Here is a 15,109-nt window from a genome sequence, read left to right as displayed (position 1 = left end):
CGAGCACCGCACGACTCCACTGGTGCCGAAAGCGCCCTGTTCCACTTCCATGCCCGCCTCTACACTCACGCACGGGTACCGAGTGCCCGACGGGGGAGGTCGCGACATGTCTGGGACTCGCATGCCAGTTGGACCGGTCGGCGGGCGTGCGGTCAAACAGACCGTCACGATCAGCTTCGCCGGATTCAACAGGGCTTGGGCCGCGTGGATCGGGGACCGGTTGGAGCGCCGAGGCCACCGTGTCGTGTTCGCGCGGTGGGATGCTCCGCCGGAGATTCCGCTCGTCGATCTCCTGGAGTCCCTGAAGCTCGCTGACGGGCGGATTCTGATCGTCGTCAGCAAGTGGTACTTCCAACTGGGGCCACGTACCTACGAGGAGTGGAACGCCGCACTGCGGCAGGTGGTGGCTCCCGATGCGGCGAAGTTCGCGGCGGTGTCCGTCAGCAGTGACCCGATGCCGACCGCCACCGCCGTCCTCGCCGCGACGGACCTGAGCAACGTGGGTGTGGACGAGGCCGAACGGCGTCTGCTTGACCGGCTCGACATGCTCGGCGAGCCGTTGCTGGAGTCCGCTGACGGTGCGCGGCGCGGTCCGCGCTTTCCGGCTGTGATGCCCGAGGTCTGGGGCGGGGTGCCGCGCCGCAACACGCGTTTCACGGGACGTGAGCCGCTGCTGAACGACGCCTACCACCTCTTGCAGGATGCCGAGCCGGGCGCGGGAGTGTTGGCCTTCTACGGCATGCCGGGGGTGGGCAAGACCCAACTTGCGGCCGAGTACGTCTACCGCTTCGGGCCTGAATACGACGTGGTGTGGTGGGTCAACGCCGAGTCGTTGACGGCCTATCGGCGGCGCCTCGCGGAACTCGCCCCCAGGCTCGGCCTGTCGACGGGCGCCGACTACGGCGAGCGACTGCGTGCCGTGAGAGACGCTCTGCGTCGGGGTCAACCTCATAGCCGCTGGTTGTTGGTTCTGGACGGCGCGGACGAGCCGGGTCAGATCTCGAATGTCGTACCCACCGGTCCCGGTCACGTCCTGATCACCTCACGGAACCAGGGGTGGCGCGAGCACAACAGCCAGTTGATGGAGGTGCCGGTCTATCTTCGCGACGAATCGGTGGCCTTCATCCGTCGCAGGGCCTCGCGGCTGACGGATGCTGATGCCAATCAGCTCGCGGAGGCGCTGGAAGACCTGCCGTTGCTGCTGGACCAGACGGCCGGCTGGCTGAACGACTCGGACTTGTCCGTGCCGGACTACATCGAGCAGTTCGAGAGCGGCTTGGCTGTTCCAGGAGACATCCCGGGGCCTTTCCAGCGGGCCTGGGCGATTCTGCTGACAAAACTGAGGCAGACCGTGCCTGAGTCCGTTGACCTGCTGCGGCTGTGCACGTTTTTCGCACCAGGCTTCATTCCTGTGGGATTCCTCAGGGCACTGTCGATGGAGGAGATTCCAGAGAGGTTCGCCGGGCTGATTGGTGATCCCGCGCTGTGGACCAGAGCGATCGACCAGTTGCGCCAGTATTCGGTGGTTCGCCTGGAATCCCACGAGACGGTCGCTGACGAGGATGCCTCCGCCGGCCAGTCCCTCTACCTGCACAGGATGGTGCATCAGATCGTGCATCAGGGAATTTCCGATGAGGACAGTCGCATCTTCATCGACTTGGTGCGACGGGCTCTGGTGGCGGCCGATCCCGGGCGCCCCGACGACACCCGGCTGTGGGACAAGTACGCGGAGATCGTGCCGCACCTCAAGTACGCGGATGTGCTCACGAGCGAAGCTCGCCAGGTCCAACAGCTTGTCCTGAACTGCCTCCGGTACATGTACAGCTCGGGTGAGTACACAGCAGGCCTCAAACTCGGCGAGCGTGCCATGGATGCCTGGCGGGAGTTGCTGGGTGAGGGACACCCTCGCTTCTGGGAGCTGGCCCATCACTATGCCAACCTGCTTCGAGCGGTAGGCGACTACCAGAATGCTGAGGCGGTGGGACGTTCGGTTGTCGAAACGCTCAAAAGTCAAAACAGGGCCCACGGGCTGGAGTACGTACGTGCGATCAACGGTATCGCCGCCGACCTGCGAGGTCTTGCTCGCTACCAAGAAGCGCTGGAGCTCTCGGAGTGGCTTGTCCCGGCCTGGCGTGACCTTCTTGGCGAATCGGATCGTCAAACGCTGAGTGCGCAGAACAATCTGGCGGTTTCGCTGAGGCTTCTTGGCCGCTATGAAGAAGCCTTGGAGATGAATCGGAGAACTCTGGAACTGCGTCGTGAAGTCCTTCGAGCAGCGCATACGGAAACGATTTGGTCGGGAATCAGCTATGCTATCGATCTGCGCCTTTTGGGTCGATACACGGAAGCCGAATCCATTCAGAGGGACAATCTGCGCGAATTGCGCAGGGTTCTGGGCGATGACGGGGCTCTGACGCTGCTGGGAGAGCACTATCTTGCGTTGTGCCTGTATCGAGGTGGTGACCGTGGCCAAGCGGGACGGTTGCTTGCCGGGGTGTTGGAGCGCGGGGAGCGAGTGTTGGGTGAAGCATCCCCATGGACGTTGGTATTTGCCGTAAGTCAGAGCTGTTTCGCCCGTGAACACGGTGACATCGACAAGGCGCGCGAGGTCAGCGAATCCGTCCTGGCGCGCTATGAGTTGGCGCATTCGGAAGGGCATCCGTTCATTGCGGGATGCCGGTCCAACCACTCCCTGATCCTCTGCAACGTCGGAGAACTGGACCAGGCTTACGCTGTCGCCGAGCGAGCCCTGGCCGACATGACCACGGCGGTGGGGGAGAGCCACCCCTGGACCTTGGGCTGTGCCATCAACGCCTCATTCATCCGCAACCTGTCCGGCGACCCGGAGTCGGCCGCTGAGTTGAGTAGGACGACGGTCTCGCGGGCGGCCGAAGTGTTGGGCCGTACTCATCCGCTGACCTTGTCGGCCCGTATTGCTCTCGCAGCCGATCTCCGCGATCTGAGGAACCGTCAAGAGGCTGAAAAAATCGAACAGGAAGCGCTGTCGGATCTGTCGGGAACCCTCGGATCCCAGCATGTTCACACGGTAGCGGCCCGTTCCCGGAAGCGCCCTTACTGGGACTTCGAGCCGCTGGTGGTCTAACACAGCCGGTCGAACCCTCTCCGGTGCATACCTGATCACGCCCCGGGGAATGAGCAGAATCCCTGTCAACAACCGCACACAACACTGAAGTTGGACCGGGGGGACGTGTGGTGATTCTAGTGGGGCCTGTTCCTTTGGGCGCAGACGGCCCCATCCCTGTGGAAGTCGAAGCCGAGGGCAACCCTGACGTTCTTGACGGCCTCGCCGCCATCTACGCCGACGAAAAAACCAGAGACGGCTCCGCCCGCCGAGTAGTCCAAGTCGCCCAGGACGCCTACACCGAAGGCCTCGACCTGGCCCGGCGGTGTGCCGCGCAGGCCGTGCGGCGGTTCGGGGAGATGGCGGACGAACTGCGGCCGGACGAGATCGAGTTGCAGTTGGCGATCAAAGTGGACGCAGGTGTCGTGGCGCTGGTCAGGAGCGGGGCCGAGGCGCAGCTCCAGGTCACCTTCAGGTGGCGGACGGACAGCGCCCCCAGCGTGGTGTTACCGGTCAGCGGAGGGGGAGCCGACTCGTGAGCCGTGGAACTGAGGGCGTGCACATCCTGCCGTACAGCCGTGTCGTGGGGCAGGACGATCTCAAGCTGGCGCTGGAACTCAACTACGTCTCACCCCACATCGGTGGTGTGCTCATGGCCGGAGCGCGCGGGACGGCCAAGTCGACCCTCGTACGGGCCTTCGCGCTCATGGTGCATGAGGAACTGCCGGTCACGCTCCCCATCAACGCGACCGACGACCGGGTCGTCGGCGGTTGGGAGTTGGACGCGCTCATGCGGGGTGAGGCCCGTCCGCAGCCTGGGTTGCTGGAAGAGGCCGCGGAGAAGGGACTGCTCTACATCGACGAGGTGAATCTGCTCGACGACCACCTCGTCAACATCATTCTCGACGTCGTCTCGACGGGGGTGCTGTCCGTGCAGCGGGAAGGGCTGGCCACCGCCAAGCAGCTGTCCTTCGGGCTGGTGGGCACGATGAATCCCGAAGAGGGCGGTCTGCGGCCGCAGTTGCTCGACCGGTTCGGGCTCATGGTCGCCGCGAGTCAGCTGGACACGGACGCGCGCCACAGGACGATCCGGACCGTGCTCGACTTCGAGGAGGAGCTGACCCGGAAGGAATCCGCCTGGCGGGACGAGGCGGAACGGGACGACAGTGTGCGGCGGGACCGGCTGGAGAGGGCGAGGGCGCGGGTGTCCGGCACGCAAGTCCCCGACGAGATGGTGCGGTTGTGCGCTCAGGCCGCCGAACGCGTCGCCGCCGTCGGCCAGCGCGGCGAGATCGTGGCGACCCTCGCGGCCCGCGCGCTGGCCGCGTTGGAGGAGGCGGACGCGGTGGGGCCGAGTCATCTGTTCCGGGTACTGCCCATGGCCTTTCGGCACCGGCGGCCGGAGACCGCCCATGGCGGCACATTCGAATGGGGGCCCGAGGACGAGTCCCGCGTCAAGGACCTCTTCGACGCGGCCTGAGGGCAGTCATGTCCGACGAGCCGCCGAACAGGACCGACGCGCCCGCTCAGAACACTCCGGCACAGCCGGAGCCCGACGAGCTCGCCATGAGGCTGTGCCATGCCCTGGTCTGCTCCGCCGTCGACCCGGCGCTGAGCGGTGTGCTGCTGTTCGACCTGGAACCCCAGCTGCTCGACCCGGTGACGCGGCTCTTCGGGCAGATACTCGGCGGTGCCCGGCAGCCGGCGCATCCCGCCGTCATGCTGGGGGCCACCAGCCGGGACGAGGACCTGTGGACGCGGCCCGTGCTCTTCCAGGAACCCGACGGCATCTCGTTCCGGATGGAGCCCGGCCCGCTGATCGAGGCGGACGGTCGTGCCGGGCCGCCACCGGTGGTCGCCGTTCCGGACCTGACCCGGCTGAGCGTGGCCGGGATGCGGGCAGCCGTCCAGTTACTGGGGGCCGAGGTCGCAGTCGTCGAATACGCGGGACTGCGCCGCAGTGCCAGGCCACGGGCCCGCTGGCTGGCGCTGTGCCGTTCTGTCGACGCGGGGCGACCCGCCGGCCATCTGCTCGATCGGTTCGCCATCAGACTGCCGGTCTCCGGACTGCGGCTGCCGGCGGACCCCGGCCGGCTGCTCGCGGCACTTCCCCCCGGCTGGCTGGAGGCCGCCCGAGCCGCCCAGTCGGCTCCGGTGCCGACCGCCGCGGTCGGCGACGATGCCCTGGGCCGCGTACACGAGTTGCTCGGGCCGGAGGGGAACATCCGCAGGGAACTCTCCCTGGCCAGGCTCGCCCGTGCCCTGGCCACGCTCGACGGAGAGCGGGTGGCGACCGCCGGGCACTGCGATGCGGCGGCCCGGCTCATGGGGTTGGCCGTGGCGGAAGTGCCCGAGGAGTCGACCGGGGACGTACCGGGCCCGGAGCATCCGCCGCCACGGCCGGGCCGGCGACCGCAGGGCGACCCCGGAGAACGACGGCGGACCGAACAGGACGAGCGCCATCATCCGGAGAGCGGTCAGCCGCTGCTGGAGTCCGAACCCGCCGAGGGCGTCGGGGCGGGGCGCGGGGGTACCCAGGCCGTCCTCGCCACCCCCTACCCCGAGGACGAGGCCGACGAGTTGCGGGAGTTCGCGCCACTGCGCAGCCCCTGGCAGCGTACGGCGGGGTCGGCATCGCTCCGCGGAGTGGTGATCGGCAGCCGGCGGGCCACGGATCTGAGCGACCTCGCCCATGTGCGCACCGTCCGGGAGGCGGCCGTGCACCAGCGCATCCGTCGTACGGAAAGGTTCACGGTCTCGCCCGTCGACCTGCACAGTCACATACGTTCCGGCTCGCCCGAGCACCTGCTCGTCCTGCTCCTCGACCACACCTGCCGGGCCGACGACTGGGACTGGCGGGGCACCCTCACCCCGTTCCTGGACTGGGCGTACACCAGGCGCGCCGCGGTCCAGGTCGTCGAGGTGGGCAGTGCGGAGGCCGACGACGAACTGCGGGCGGAGTCCTTCGCCGCCCGCAGCGTTCTCGACCCGAGGATCGTGCCGGCCCTGCAAAGGTCGCCGGGCCGGGCCAGCCCACTCGCGCACGGCGTCGAGCAGGCGCTGCAGGCACTGCGCCGGTCCTTCCGGCAGCACGACAGCAGTCTCGCCGAGGCCTGGCTCGTGGTGGTCACCGACGGCAGGGGCAACGTCCCCCTGCACGTCAGCCGCACCGGACGGCTGACGGGCCCGGTGGGAGCGGAGGGCGTGGAGGACGCGTTGAGGGCAGCCGCCGGCGCCGGTGCCATGGACCGGACGAGGCTGCGCGTCGCCGTCATCGACGCGCGGCGGGAGCCGTACGGGGACCTGCCGTTCTCGCTGGCGGACGCACTGGGCGGAACGGTGCTCGCCCCGGCACACGAGGAAGGAGGTGCCGGTGAGCGGTGAGCCGCCGCGCGCCGCGCGCTGGCTGACAGGCACGGGGACCGCGATACGGCGGGCCGCGTTCCCCGGCCTGCAGGCGGCGGCGAGGCGTGAGCCCGCGGCCGTCCTGCAGTTCCGCCGCCCGTCCGGCCCGCCCTCGGGAACCGGCAGTGGCCAGGCCCGGCCCTACGAACGTCTGGAGGACGGCTACGCGGTCCTCCGGGTCATCCGCACCGCGGGCTACGACAGCCAGGACGGATACCAACTCCAGGGCTGGTGCGGCGAGTTCACGGTGACCTGCCGGACCGGACCGACCCGGCTCGTGGCACCCGGCGTCTCTCTCGCCACCATCCGGCAGACCGGCGAGTTCCCCTCGGAGACACTGCGGGGGATCCAGCTCTGGTCCGGAAACCAGACCGAACTCGCCGACTGGATCAACCGCATCCGCGAACGGCACGGCGATCGCCTGCGCCTCATCGTGTGGGACGACACCGGGTTCGAACTGCCCTGGGAGTTGTTCTGGGTGCCCCCCGACGAACGGCACGGTCTGCCCGGCGGACTGCTGGGAGCCCTGCTCGTCCTGGCCCGCTGGACCACCGTGCACGGTGTGGACGAGAACCTGCCCCGGCACACGGGCGACTGCCACGGCCGGGTCCTCGCCTATCTGCACGAGGACATGACCGCAGACGGCGGGGTCTTCGTCCCCTACGCGCATCAGGTGCACGACATGATGACGCCGTTCCTGCAAGCCCTCGACCTCCCGCTGCCCGACGAACGAACCGGCCTGGTCTACATGGGCTGCCACGGCACGTACGGCGAGGCCGTCATGCGGCTCACGCTCGGCGACCGGACGTGGGCGGAGTTCAACACCAGGGACATGCACGTGCTGCGCCAGGACCGCGCGCTCGTCTGTCTCAACGCCTGCCACTCGGGCCGCTTCGTCCACAACTGGGTCCAGGGCGAGGCCGCGCTGCGCGGTTTCGCCGAACTCTTCCTGCGGAAGGGCGCGGGCGGCTGCATCGTCACCGCAGGGGAGGTCGGCGACCAGGAGGCCCGGGGGATGGTCCGCCGCCTGTTGCACGAGGTCGCCGCGCACCCCGACCGTCCCGTCACGGAGACCCTGCGGGACTTCCGGGCCCGCGCGGTCGAGGACTTCGGCACCCTGGCGGCGATCCCGACGACGCGCAACGATGACGGGCAGGTCGACAAAGTCGGGCAGAAGCGAGTCCTACGGCTGCTTTATGCGTTCATGTTCCACTACTACGGGCATCCGCTCACCACACTGCGGCTCGTCGCCGGCAATGGGCACACTGCCTGGGGAGGGGGCCCATGGTGAACCTCGACGAGCACCCGCTGCTGATCGAACCGGTCGTGGCCTGGCCGCAGGTGGCCGAGACGGAGTGCGACTACCTTGTCACCGTAGATCTGCGCGGCCCGCTCCCGGAGACGCCGGACGCCGTACCCAACTGGCCTTACCCGGAGGAGGAGTTCACCTTCACCGTCGCACTCGACGGCTCCCCGTACTTCGTGTGCACCGCGCTGGACGAACCGAGTGTCGTCCTCCACCGGTTCGGCGGCACGTACGGCCCCGCGTACTTCAGGGTGTCGACCGGCCGGGCCACCGGCCACGGCGCACTCTGGCTCACCGTCAGCAACCAGTGGGGCGTGCCCGTCCGCAAGGCCGAACTGCGCTCCGAGGTCAGGGAGCGCGCTCCGGGGCGGGCACCCGCGGCACGACTGGCCGAGGTGGCGCGGGAACGGGCCTCCCTCGCCCGGGCGCCGGAGCGATCCGCAGACGTTCCGTGGGTTCAGGACCGACCCGGTGGCAAGCACGCTGTCACTGTCCTCTCGGGGGCGCCACCCGGCGGAGACATATCGCCGGGCCCGGAACAACGGCCGCTGCGCGTCGGACGGCAGACCATCACCATCAGCTTCACCCCCTTCGACCAGAGCTGGGCCAACTGGATCGGACACCGCCTCGAACGGCGCGGTCACCGTGTCGTGCTCCAGCGCTGGGACCCGCCGCCGGACGCCTCCCTGGAGGAGTCACTGCGTGACCTGCTGCTGGCCCCCGGCCCCGTCCTCCTGCTTCTGAGTGACCAGTACCTCCGGTCCGGGGCGCACACCGATGCGGAGTGGCACTCGGCGCTGGGCGAGGTTCTCGTGCCCGAGGCGGAGCGGATCGCCACGGTGGCGGTGGCCCCCTCGGTCCCGTCGTCCGCGGTCTTCGATGCCGTCAGCCTGCACGATGTGAGCACCGACGAGGCCGAACGCCGACTGCTGAACCGGCTCGCGCTGCCCGCCGATCCCGACCCGGGAACCACCACCGATCCCGACGACGACCCGCCCTTCCCGGTCCACACCCTCCGCGTGTGGGGCAGGATCCCGGAACGCAACGAGCGGTTCACCGGTCGTGTCCCCCTGCTCAACACGGCCTACGAACGGATCCAGCGCGAGAGTCGGGTCACTCTGTGCGGCCTGTCCGGAGTCGGCAAGACACAGCTGGCAGCCGAGTACGCCTACCGCTTCGCGTACGGATACCACGTCGTCTGGTGGATCAACGCGGGCAACCGCGCCGCCTTCCGGCAGGGACTCGCCGACCTGGCACCTGCACTCGGGCTGCCGACCGGGTCCGACTACGGCGAGCGCCTGCGCGCGGTCCGCGAGGCGCTGCGCACAGGGGACCCCTATCCGCGCTGGCTGATCATCTTGGACGGCGCGGACGACCCGGAGCAGATCCAGGACCTGGTACCGACCGGACCGGGCCATGTGCTGATCACGTCCTGCAACCAGGAGTGGAGTGCGCACCGCAGCACGTTGGTGCAGGTGCCCGCCTACGACCGCGCCGAGTCGGTGGACTTCATCCGCCACCGCGCGCCTCGGCTGACCGATGACGATGCCCGTCGGCTGGCGGAGGCGCTTGCCGACCTCCCGCTGGCTCTCGACCAGACGGCCGGCTGGCTGGACGAGTCCGGCATGTCGGTGGCGGAGTACCTGGAACTCCTGGCCAGGGACTTCTCCGTGGACACCAGGGTCGCGGTCTCCCAGGACTTCCCGAGGACCTTCCGGGCGGCCTGGGCCATCCTGCTGGGAAGGCTCCGCGCGGCCTGCCCGGACTCCGTACTGCTGCTGCGGTTGTGCACGTTCTTCGCACCCGACGCCGTACCCCTGCGGCTGCTGCGGGAGACGCCGGTCGACGGCCTGCCACCCGCCGTGGTCCGGCTGCTCACGGACACGGACCGCTGGAACGATGCCGTCGCGCAACTCCGGACGTACTCGGTGGTCAGGGTCGAGCACTCGGCGCAGGACCCGTCGAACGAAGTCCTGTCCATGCACCGGATGGTGCATCAGACCGTCCGTGACGGCATGCCCTCCGAGGAACACCAGGAACTCGCCGATGTGGCCTGGCGAACACTCGGCGCGGCCGATCCGGGTACCCCGGGGAACGCGAGTGCGTGGCTGCGGTACGCCGAGTTCGTCCCGAACCTGGAGTACGCGGACGTTCTGTCTCGCGATGCTTCCGCGGCACACCAACTGGTCCTCAACTGCCTGCGATATCTGTACCTTTCGGGCGAGTACGAGACGGGCATCCGGTTGGCCGAGCAGGCCATGTCGGCCTGGGAGCAACTCCAGGACGAGCACCCGGACTTGCTCTGGGACCTCGGCCATCATTACGCCAACCTGCTGCGCGCCGTGGGTGATTACCGGCGCAGTGAGATGGTGAACCGGGCGGCCATGGAGCAGTTCCGCTCCGTGGGCGGGGCGAGGGACCTCCGGTATCTGCGTGCCGTCGGGAGTCTCGCTGCGGACCTGCGCGCGTTGGGCGGTTACGAGGAAGCACTTGATCTGTCGGAGAAGGTGCGGGAGGGCTACCGCGAGCTTCTTGGCGAACTGCATCTGGACACTCTGAACGCCAGGAACAACGTGGCCGTCTCGCTGAGGCTGCTCGGCCGCTACGGCGAGACCGCTGACATGGGCCGGGAAGTGCTGCGGGACCGTGAGCAGGTTCTGGGTTCCAACCACTACAGGACTCTCTACTCGGAACTCCAATGTGCGACCGACCTGCGACTCCTGGGTCGCTACGCAGAGGCCGAGCGCCTGCAGAGCGAGAACGCGGCCCGGCACCAGCAGATCATGGGCGATGGTCACCCTCAGACCCTGCAAGCGTTCTACAACCTGGCGCAGTGCCAGTACCGCACTGGCGACGTCGAGAGCGCGGGAGCGCGTTTCACCGCGGTGCTGGACAGGAGCGAACGGCTCAGCGGCAGGGACGCTCCCTTCACCCTGATGTTCGCGGTCGCCCACTGCTGCCACGAACGTGAGCACGGCGACGTCGACCACGCCCGACGCCTCAGCGAGTCCATCGTCGACAGGTACGAGACCCTGCTCGGTCCCGACCATCCCTACGCGGCCGGAGCCCGGGCCAACCACGCTCTCATCCTCCGCAGGGTGGGCGAGCACAGGCAGGCCCACGCCCTAGGGGAACGGTCACTCGCCGACATGACCCGGGCCGTTGGTCAGACGCATCCCTGGGCACTCGGCTGCGCGGTGAACGTCGTAGCCGGCAACCCGGATCGCTCGGCCGTGTCCACCGGACTCGGCCGGGAGACGGTGGCCCGGGCAACCGCGAGCCTCGGTGCCGACCACCCGCTCACGCGCATGGCACAGGCGGCCCTCGATGGTGCGCACAGCCACTCTCACTGGAATTTCGAACCGCAGAGCACCTGAGGTGGGACGGAAACCCCGAAGGGCCGCCCCCGGATTCCTCCAGTGACGGCCCCTCGATCAGTACCGCTGTGTGTCGAGACCTAAGCCTCGAACACCTCAGTAACCAACTGCTCCTGCTCAGCCTGATGCCGCTTCGCCGACCCCACCGCCGGAGACGACGAGTGCGGGCGCGAGATGCGCCGCAGCCGCTCCCCGTGCGGAACATCCGCGCCGACCGCGAGGTCCAGGTGGTCGATCAGGTTGAGGGCGATGAACGGCCAGGCGCCCTGGTTGGCCGGCTCCTCCTGGGCCCACAGGTACTTCTCGACGTTCGGGTACTTGTTGACCTCCGCCTGGAGCTCGGCACCCGGCAGCGGGTACAGGCGCTCGACGCGGATGATCGCCACGTCCGTGGTGCCGCGCTTGGCGCGCTCGGCCTCCAGGTCGTAGTACAGCTTGCCCGTGACGAAGACGACCTTGCGGACGGCCGCGGGGTCCGTCACCGTCTCGTCGCCGATGACCGGGCGGAACTGGCCCGTCGTGAACTCCTCCGTCTTCGACGCGGCGGCCTTGAGGCGCAGCATCGACTTCGGGGTGAAGACCACCAGCGGCTTGTGGTGCGGGTTGTGCACCTGCCAGCGGAGAAGGTGGAAGTAGTTCGACGGGAGGGTCGGCATCGCGACCGTCATGTTGTTCTGCGCGCAGAGCTGGAGGAAGCGCTCCACGCGGGCCGACGAGTGGTCGGGACCCTGGCCTTCGTAGCCGTGCGGGAGCAACAAGGTCACACCCGACGTCTGGCCCCACTTCTGTTCCGCCGCCGAGATGTACTCGTCGACCACGCTCTGCGCGCCGTTGACGAAGTCGCCGAACTGCGCCTCCCACATCACGAGCGCGTCGGGGCGGGCCAGCGAGTAGCCGTACTCGAAGCCCATGACGGCGTACTCGGAGAGGAGGGAGTCGTAGACGTTGTAGCGGGCCTGGTCCTCGGAGAGGTACTGGAGCGGGGTGTAGTCCTCGCCCGTCTGGCGGTCGATGAGGACCGCGTGGCGCTGGCCGAAGGTGCCTCGGCGGGAGTCCTGGCCGGAGAGGCGGACCGGGGTGCCCTCAAGGAGCAGGGAGCCGATCGCGAGTGTCTCGCCCATGCCCCAGTCGATCGTGCCGTCCTCGACCATCGTCGCCCGGCGCTGCAGCTGGGGCAGCAGGCGCGGGTGGACGTGGAAGTTGTCCGGGATGTTGACCTGGGACTCGGCGATCCGCTTCACGACCTCGGAGGAGATCGCCGTCGAAACCGCGACCGGGAACTCCGCCTGCGGGTCCGACAACGGCGCCGCCCCCGGCTGGGCCGTCGCCTCGCGGACCTCCGTGAAGACCTTCTCCAGCTGGCCCTGGTAGTCCTGGAGGGCTTGTTCGGCTTCCTCAAGGGTGATGTCGCCACGGCCGATCAACGACTCGGTGTACAGCTTGCGCACCGAGCGCTTCTTGTCGATCAGGTCGTACATCAGGGGCTGGGTGAAGGCCGGGTTGTCCGACTCGTTGTGACCGCGGCGGCGGTAGCAGATGAGGTCGATCACCACGTCCTTGTTGAACGCCTGACGGAACTCGAAGGCCAGGCGGGCCACGCGGACCACGGCCTCCGGGTCGTCGCCGTTCACGTGGAAGATCGGGGCCTCGATCATCCTCGCCACGTCCGTCGCGTACATGGAGGAGCGCGAGGATTCGGGCGCCGCCGTGAAGCCGACCTGGTTGTTGATGACGATGTGGATCGTGCCGCCGGTGCGGTAGCCGCGGAGCTGCGACATGTTGAGCGTTTCCGCCACCACGCCCTGGCCCGCGAAGGCCGCGTCACCGTGCAGGGCGAGCGGGAGGACCGTGAAGTCCGTGCCGCCCTTGTTGATGATGTCCTGGCGGGCGCGGACGATGCCCTCGATGATCGGGTCGACCGTCTCCAGGTGGGACGGGTTCGCCGCGAGAGTCACCTTGATCTGCTCGCCGTCCAGGCCGGTGAAGGTGCCCTGGGCGCCCAGGTGGTACTTCACGTCGCCGGAGCCGTGCATCGACTTCGGGTCGAGGTTGCCCTCGAACTCGCGGAAGATCTGGGCGTACGACTTGCCGACGATGTTCGCGAGAACGTTGAGGCGGCCTCGGTGGGCCATGCCGATGACGACCTCGTCGAGGCGCGACTCGGCCGCGCTGTCGATGACCGCGTCGAGGAGCGGGATGACCGACTCGCCACCCTCAAGAGAGAAGCGCTTCTGGCCCACGTACTTCGTCTGCAGGAAGGTCTCGAAGGCCTCCGCCGCGTTCAGGCGGCGCAGGATGCGCAGCTGCTCCTCGCGCTCCGGCTTGGAGTGCGAGCGCTCGATGCGGTCCTGGATCCACTTGCGCTGCTTGGGGTCCTGGATGTGCATGAACTCGATGCCGGTGGTGCGGCAGTACGAGTCGCGCAGCACGCCGAGGATGTCGCGCAGCTTCATCAGGGACTTGCCGGCGAAGCCGCCGACCGCGAACTCCCGCTCCAGGTCCCACAGGGTGAGGCCGTGCTCGGTGATGTCCAGGTCGGGGTGCTTGCGCTGGCGGTACTCCAACGGGTCGGTGTCGGCCATGACATGGCCGCGGACCCGGTAGGAGTGGATCAGCTCGAAGACGCGGGCGGCCTTCGTCACGTCGTTGTCGTGCGAGGCGTCGATGTCCTTGAGCCAGCGCACCGGCTCGTAGGGAATCCGCAGCGACTCGAAGATCTCGTCGTAGAAGCCGCTCTCGCCGAGCAGGAGGTTGGCGACGATCCGCAGGAACTCGCCCGAGGCGGCGCCCTGGATGACCCGGTGGTCGTAGGTCGACGTGAGCGTCATGACCTTCGAGATGCCGAGCTTGTTCAGGGTGTCCTGGCTGGTGCCCTGGAACTCCGCCGGGTAGTCCATGGAGCCGACGCCCATGATGACCGACTGACCGGGCATCAGGCGGGGCACGGAGTGGACGGTGCCGAGGCCACCCGGGTTGGTCAGAGAGACCGTCACGCCGGTGAAGTCGTCCATCGTCAGCTTGCCGTCGCGGGCGCGGCGGACGATGTCCTCGTAGGCCTGCCAGAACTCGAAGAAGTTCAGCGTCTCGGCCTTCTTGATGCCGGCGACGACGAGCTGGCGGTCGCCGTTGGGCTTCACCAGGTCGATGGCGAGACCGAAGTTGATGTGCTCCGGCTTGACCAGGGTCGGCTTGCCGTCCTTCTCCTGGAAGGAGTGGTTCATCGACGGCATGGCCTTGATGGCCTGCACCATCGCGTAGCCGATGAGGTGGGTGAAGGAGATCTTCCCGCCCCGGGCGCGCTTCAGGTGGTTGTTGATGACGATGCGGTTGTCGAAGAGCAGCTTGACCGGGACCGCACGCACCGATGTGGCGGTGGGGACCTCGATCGAGGCGTTCATGTTCTTCGCGACCGCGGCGGCGGGGCCGCGCAGCGTCACGTACTCGGGGCCGGCGGGGGCCTCGGTCGCGGGCTCGGCCTTCTTCGGCTGAGCGGCCGGAGCCGGGGCTACGGCCTTCACGGGGGCCGGAGCGGCGACGGGAGCCGGAGCCGGGGCCGGAGCGGCGGCTGCGGGCGCCGGCGCGGGAACCGCCGGAGCCGCGGGCGCCGGTGGAGCGGCCGGGGCCGGGGTGGAGGTCCCTGCGGCCCCCGCGGCCGCAGTACCCGCCGAAGTCGAGGTCGGGGCGGCAGCCGCGCCCGGCTTGTAGTCGGCGAAGAAGTCCCACCAGGCTCGGTCCACCGAGTTCGGATCCTGGAGGTACTGCTGATAGATCTCGTCGACGAGCCACTCGTTCGGGCCGAACGCCGCCGCGGGATTCTTGCCCGCGGCTTGGTCGGACTCTGTCGAGATGGTCGAGTTACTGGGGGACTGTGACGACACGGCGGCAACCGCCCTCTTCCGCTTCACAAGGTGATGGACAGCGGGAATTAAGGCTACGCCC

The 15,109-nt window shown here is 68.4% G+C and carries 7 protein-coding genes; 6 read left to right on the top strand and 1 reads right to left on the bottom strand.

What is annotated here, in order from left to right; all coding sequences use genetic code 11:
* Window positions 1–106 precede the first annotated feature (106 nt).
* The 6 genes from fxsT (ACIBJH_RS00310) to fxsT (ACIBJH_RS00285) all read left to right on the top strand — a co-directional run bounded on the left by fxsT (ACIBJH_RS00310) (window position 107) and on the right by fxsT (ACIBJH_RS00285) (window position 11,170).
* On the top strand, window positions 107–3,103 hold the full coding sequence (fxsT, locus tag ACIBJH_RS00310; protein WP_399114644.1) for an FxSxx-COOH system tetratricopeptide repeat protein: 2,997 nt from the start codon (window positions 107–109) through the stop codon (window positions 3,101–3,103).
* A gap of 158 nt (window positions 3,104–3,261) precedes the next feature.
* Window positions 3,262–3,621, top strand: a complete 360-nt coding sequence (locus ACIBJH_RS00305; protein ID WP_399114643.1) for a CU044_2847 family protein — start codon at window positions 3,262–3,264, stop codon at window positions 3,619–3,621.
* On the top strand, window positions 3,618–4,562 hold the full coding sequence (locus tag ACIBJH_RS00300; protein WP_399114642.1) for an AAA family ATPase: 945 nt from the start codon (window positions 3,618–3,620) through the stop codon (window positions 4,560–4,562). Before ACIBJH_RS00305 ends, ACIBJH_RS00300 begins: the two co-directional genes overlap by 4 nt.
* A gap of 8 nt (window positions 4,563–4,570) precedes the next feature.
* Complete coding sequence (locus ACIBJH_RS00295; RefSeq protein WP_399114641.1) at window positions 4,571–6,466, top strand: magnesium chelatase; 1,896 nt, start codon at window positions 4,571–4,573, stop codon at window positions 6,464–6,466.
* Window positions 6,456–7,778, top strand: a complete 1,323-nt coding sequence (locus tag ACIBJH_RS00290) for a CHAT domain-containing protein (RefSeq protein ID WP_399114640.1) — start codon at window positions 6,456–6,458, stop codon at window positions 7,776–7,778. Before ACIBJH_RS00295 ends, ACIBJH_RS00290 begins: the two co-directional genes overlap by 11 nt.
* Complete coding sequence (gene fxsT, locus ACIBJH_RS00285) at window positions 7,772–11,170, top strand: FxSxx-COOH system tetratricopeptide repeat protein (RefSeq protein ID WP_399114639.1); 3,399 nt, start codon at window positions 7,772–7,774, stop codon at window positions 11,168–11,170. The genes ACIBJH_RS00290 and fxsT (ACIBJH_RS00285) overlap by 7 nt, the downstream gene beginning before the upstream one ends.
* Before the next feature lie 80 nt (window positions 11,171–11,250).
* Here the strand turns inward: fxsT (ACIBJH_RS00285) and ACIBJH_RS00280 are convergent, their stop codons facing one another.
* Window positions 11,251–15,048 (bottom strand): multifunctional oxoglutarate decarboxylase/oxoglutarate dehydrogenase thiamine pyrophosphate-binding subunit/dihydrolipoyllysine-residue succinyltransferase subunit, encoded by a 3,798-nt coding sequence (locus ACIBJH_RS00280; protein WP_399114638.1) that lies wholly within the window; start codon window positions 15,046–15,048, stop codon window positions 11,251–11,253.
* Between the last annotated feature and the right edge of the window lie 61 nt (window positions 15,049–15,109).

The sequence above is a fragment of the Streptomyces sp. NPDC050548 genome (assembly GCF_044457385.1).
GTDB lineage: Bacteria > Actinomycetota > Actinomycetes > Streptomycetales > Streptomycetaceae > Streptomyces.
This window is presented reverse-complemented; position numbering and strand designations above follow the sequence as displayed.

Bases quoted from the DNA above. Each gene is read 5' to 3' on its own strand.
- fxsT (WP_399114644.1), top strand. From the start codon at position 107: ATGTCTGGGACTCGCATGCCAGTTGGACCGGTCGGCGGGCGTGCGGTC.
- ACIBJH_RS00295 (WP_399114641.1), top strand. From the start codon at position 4,571: ATGTCCGACGAGCCGCCGAACAGGACCGACGCGCCCGCTCAGAACACT.
- fxsT (WP_399114639.1), top strand. From the start codon at position 7,772: ATGGTGAACCTCGACGAGCACCCGCTGCTGATCGAACCGGTCGTGGCC.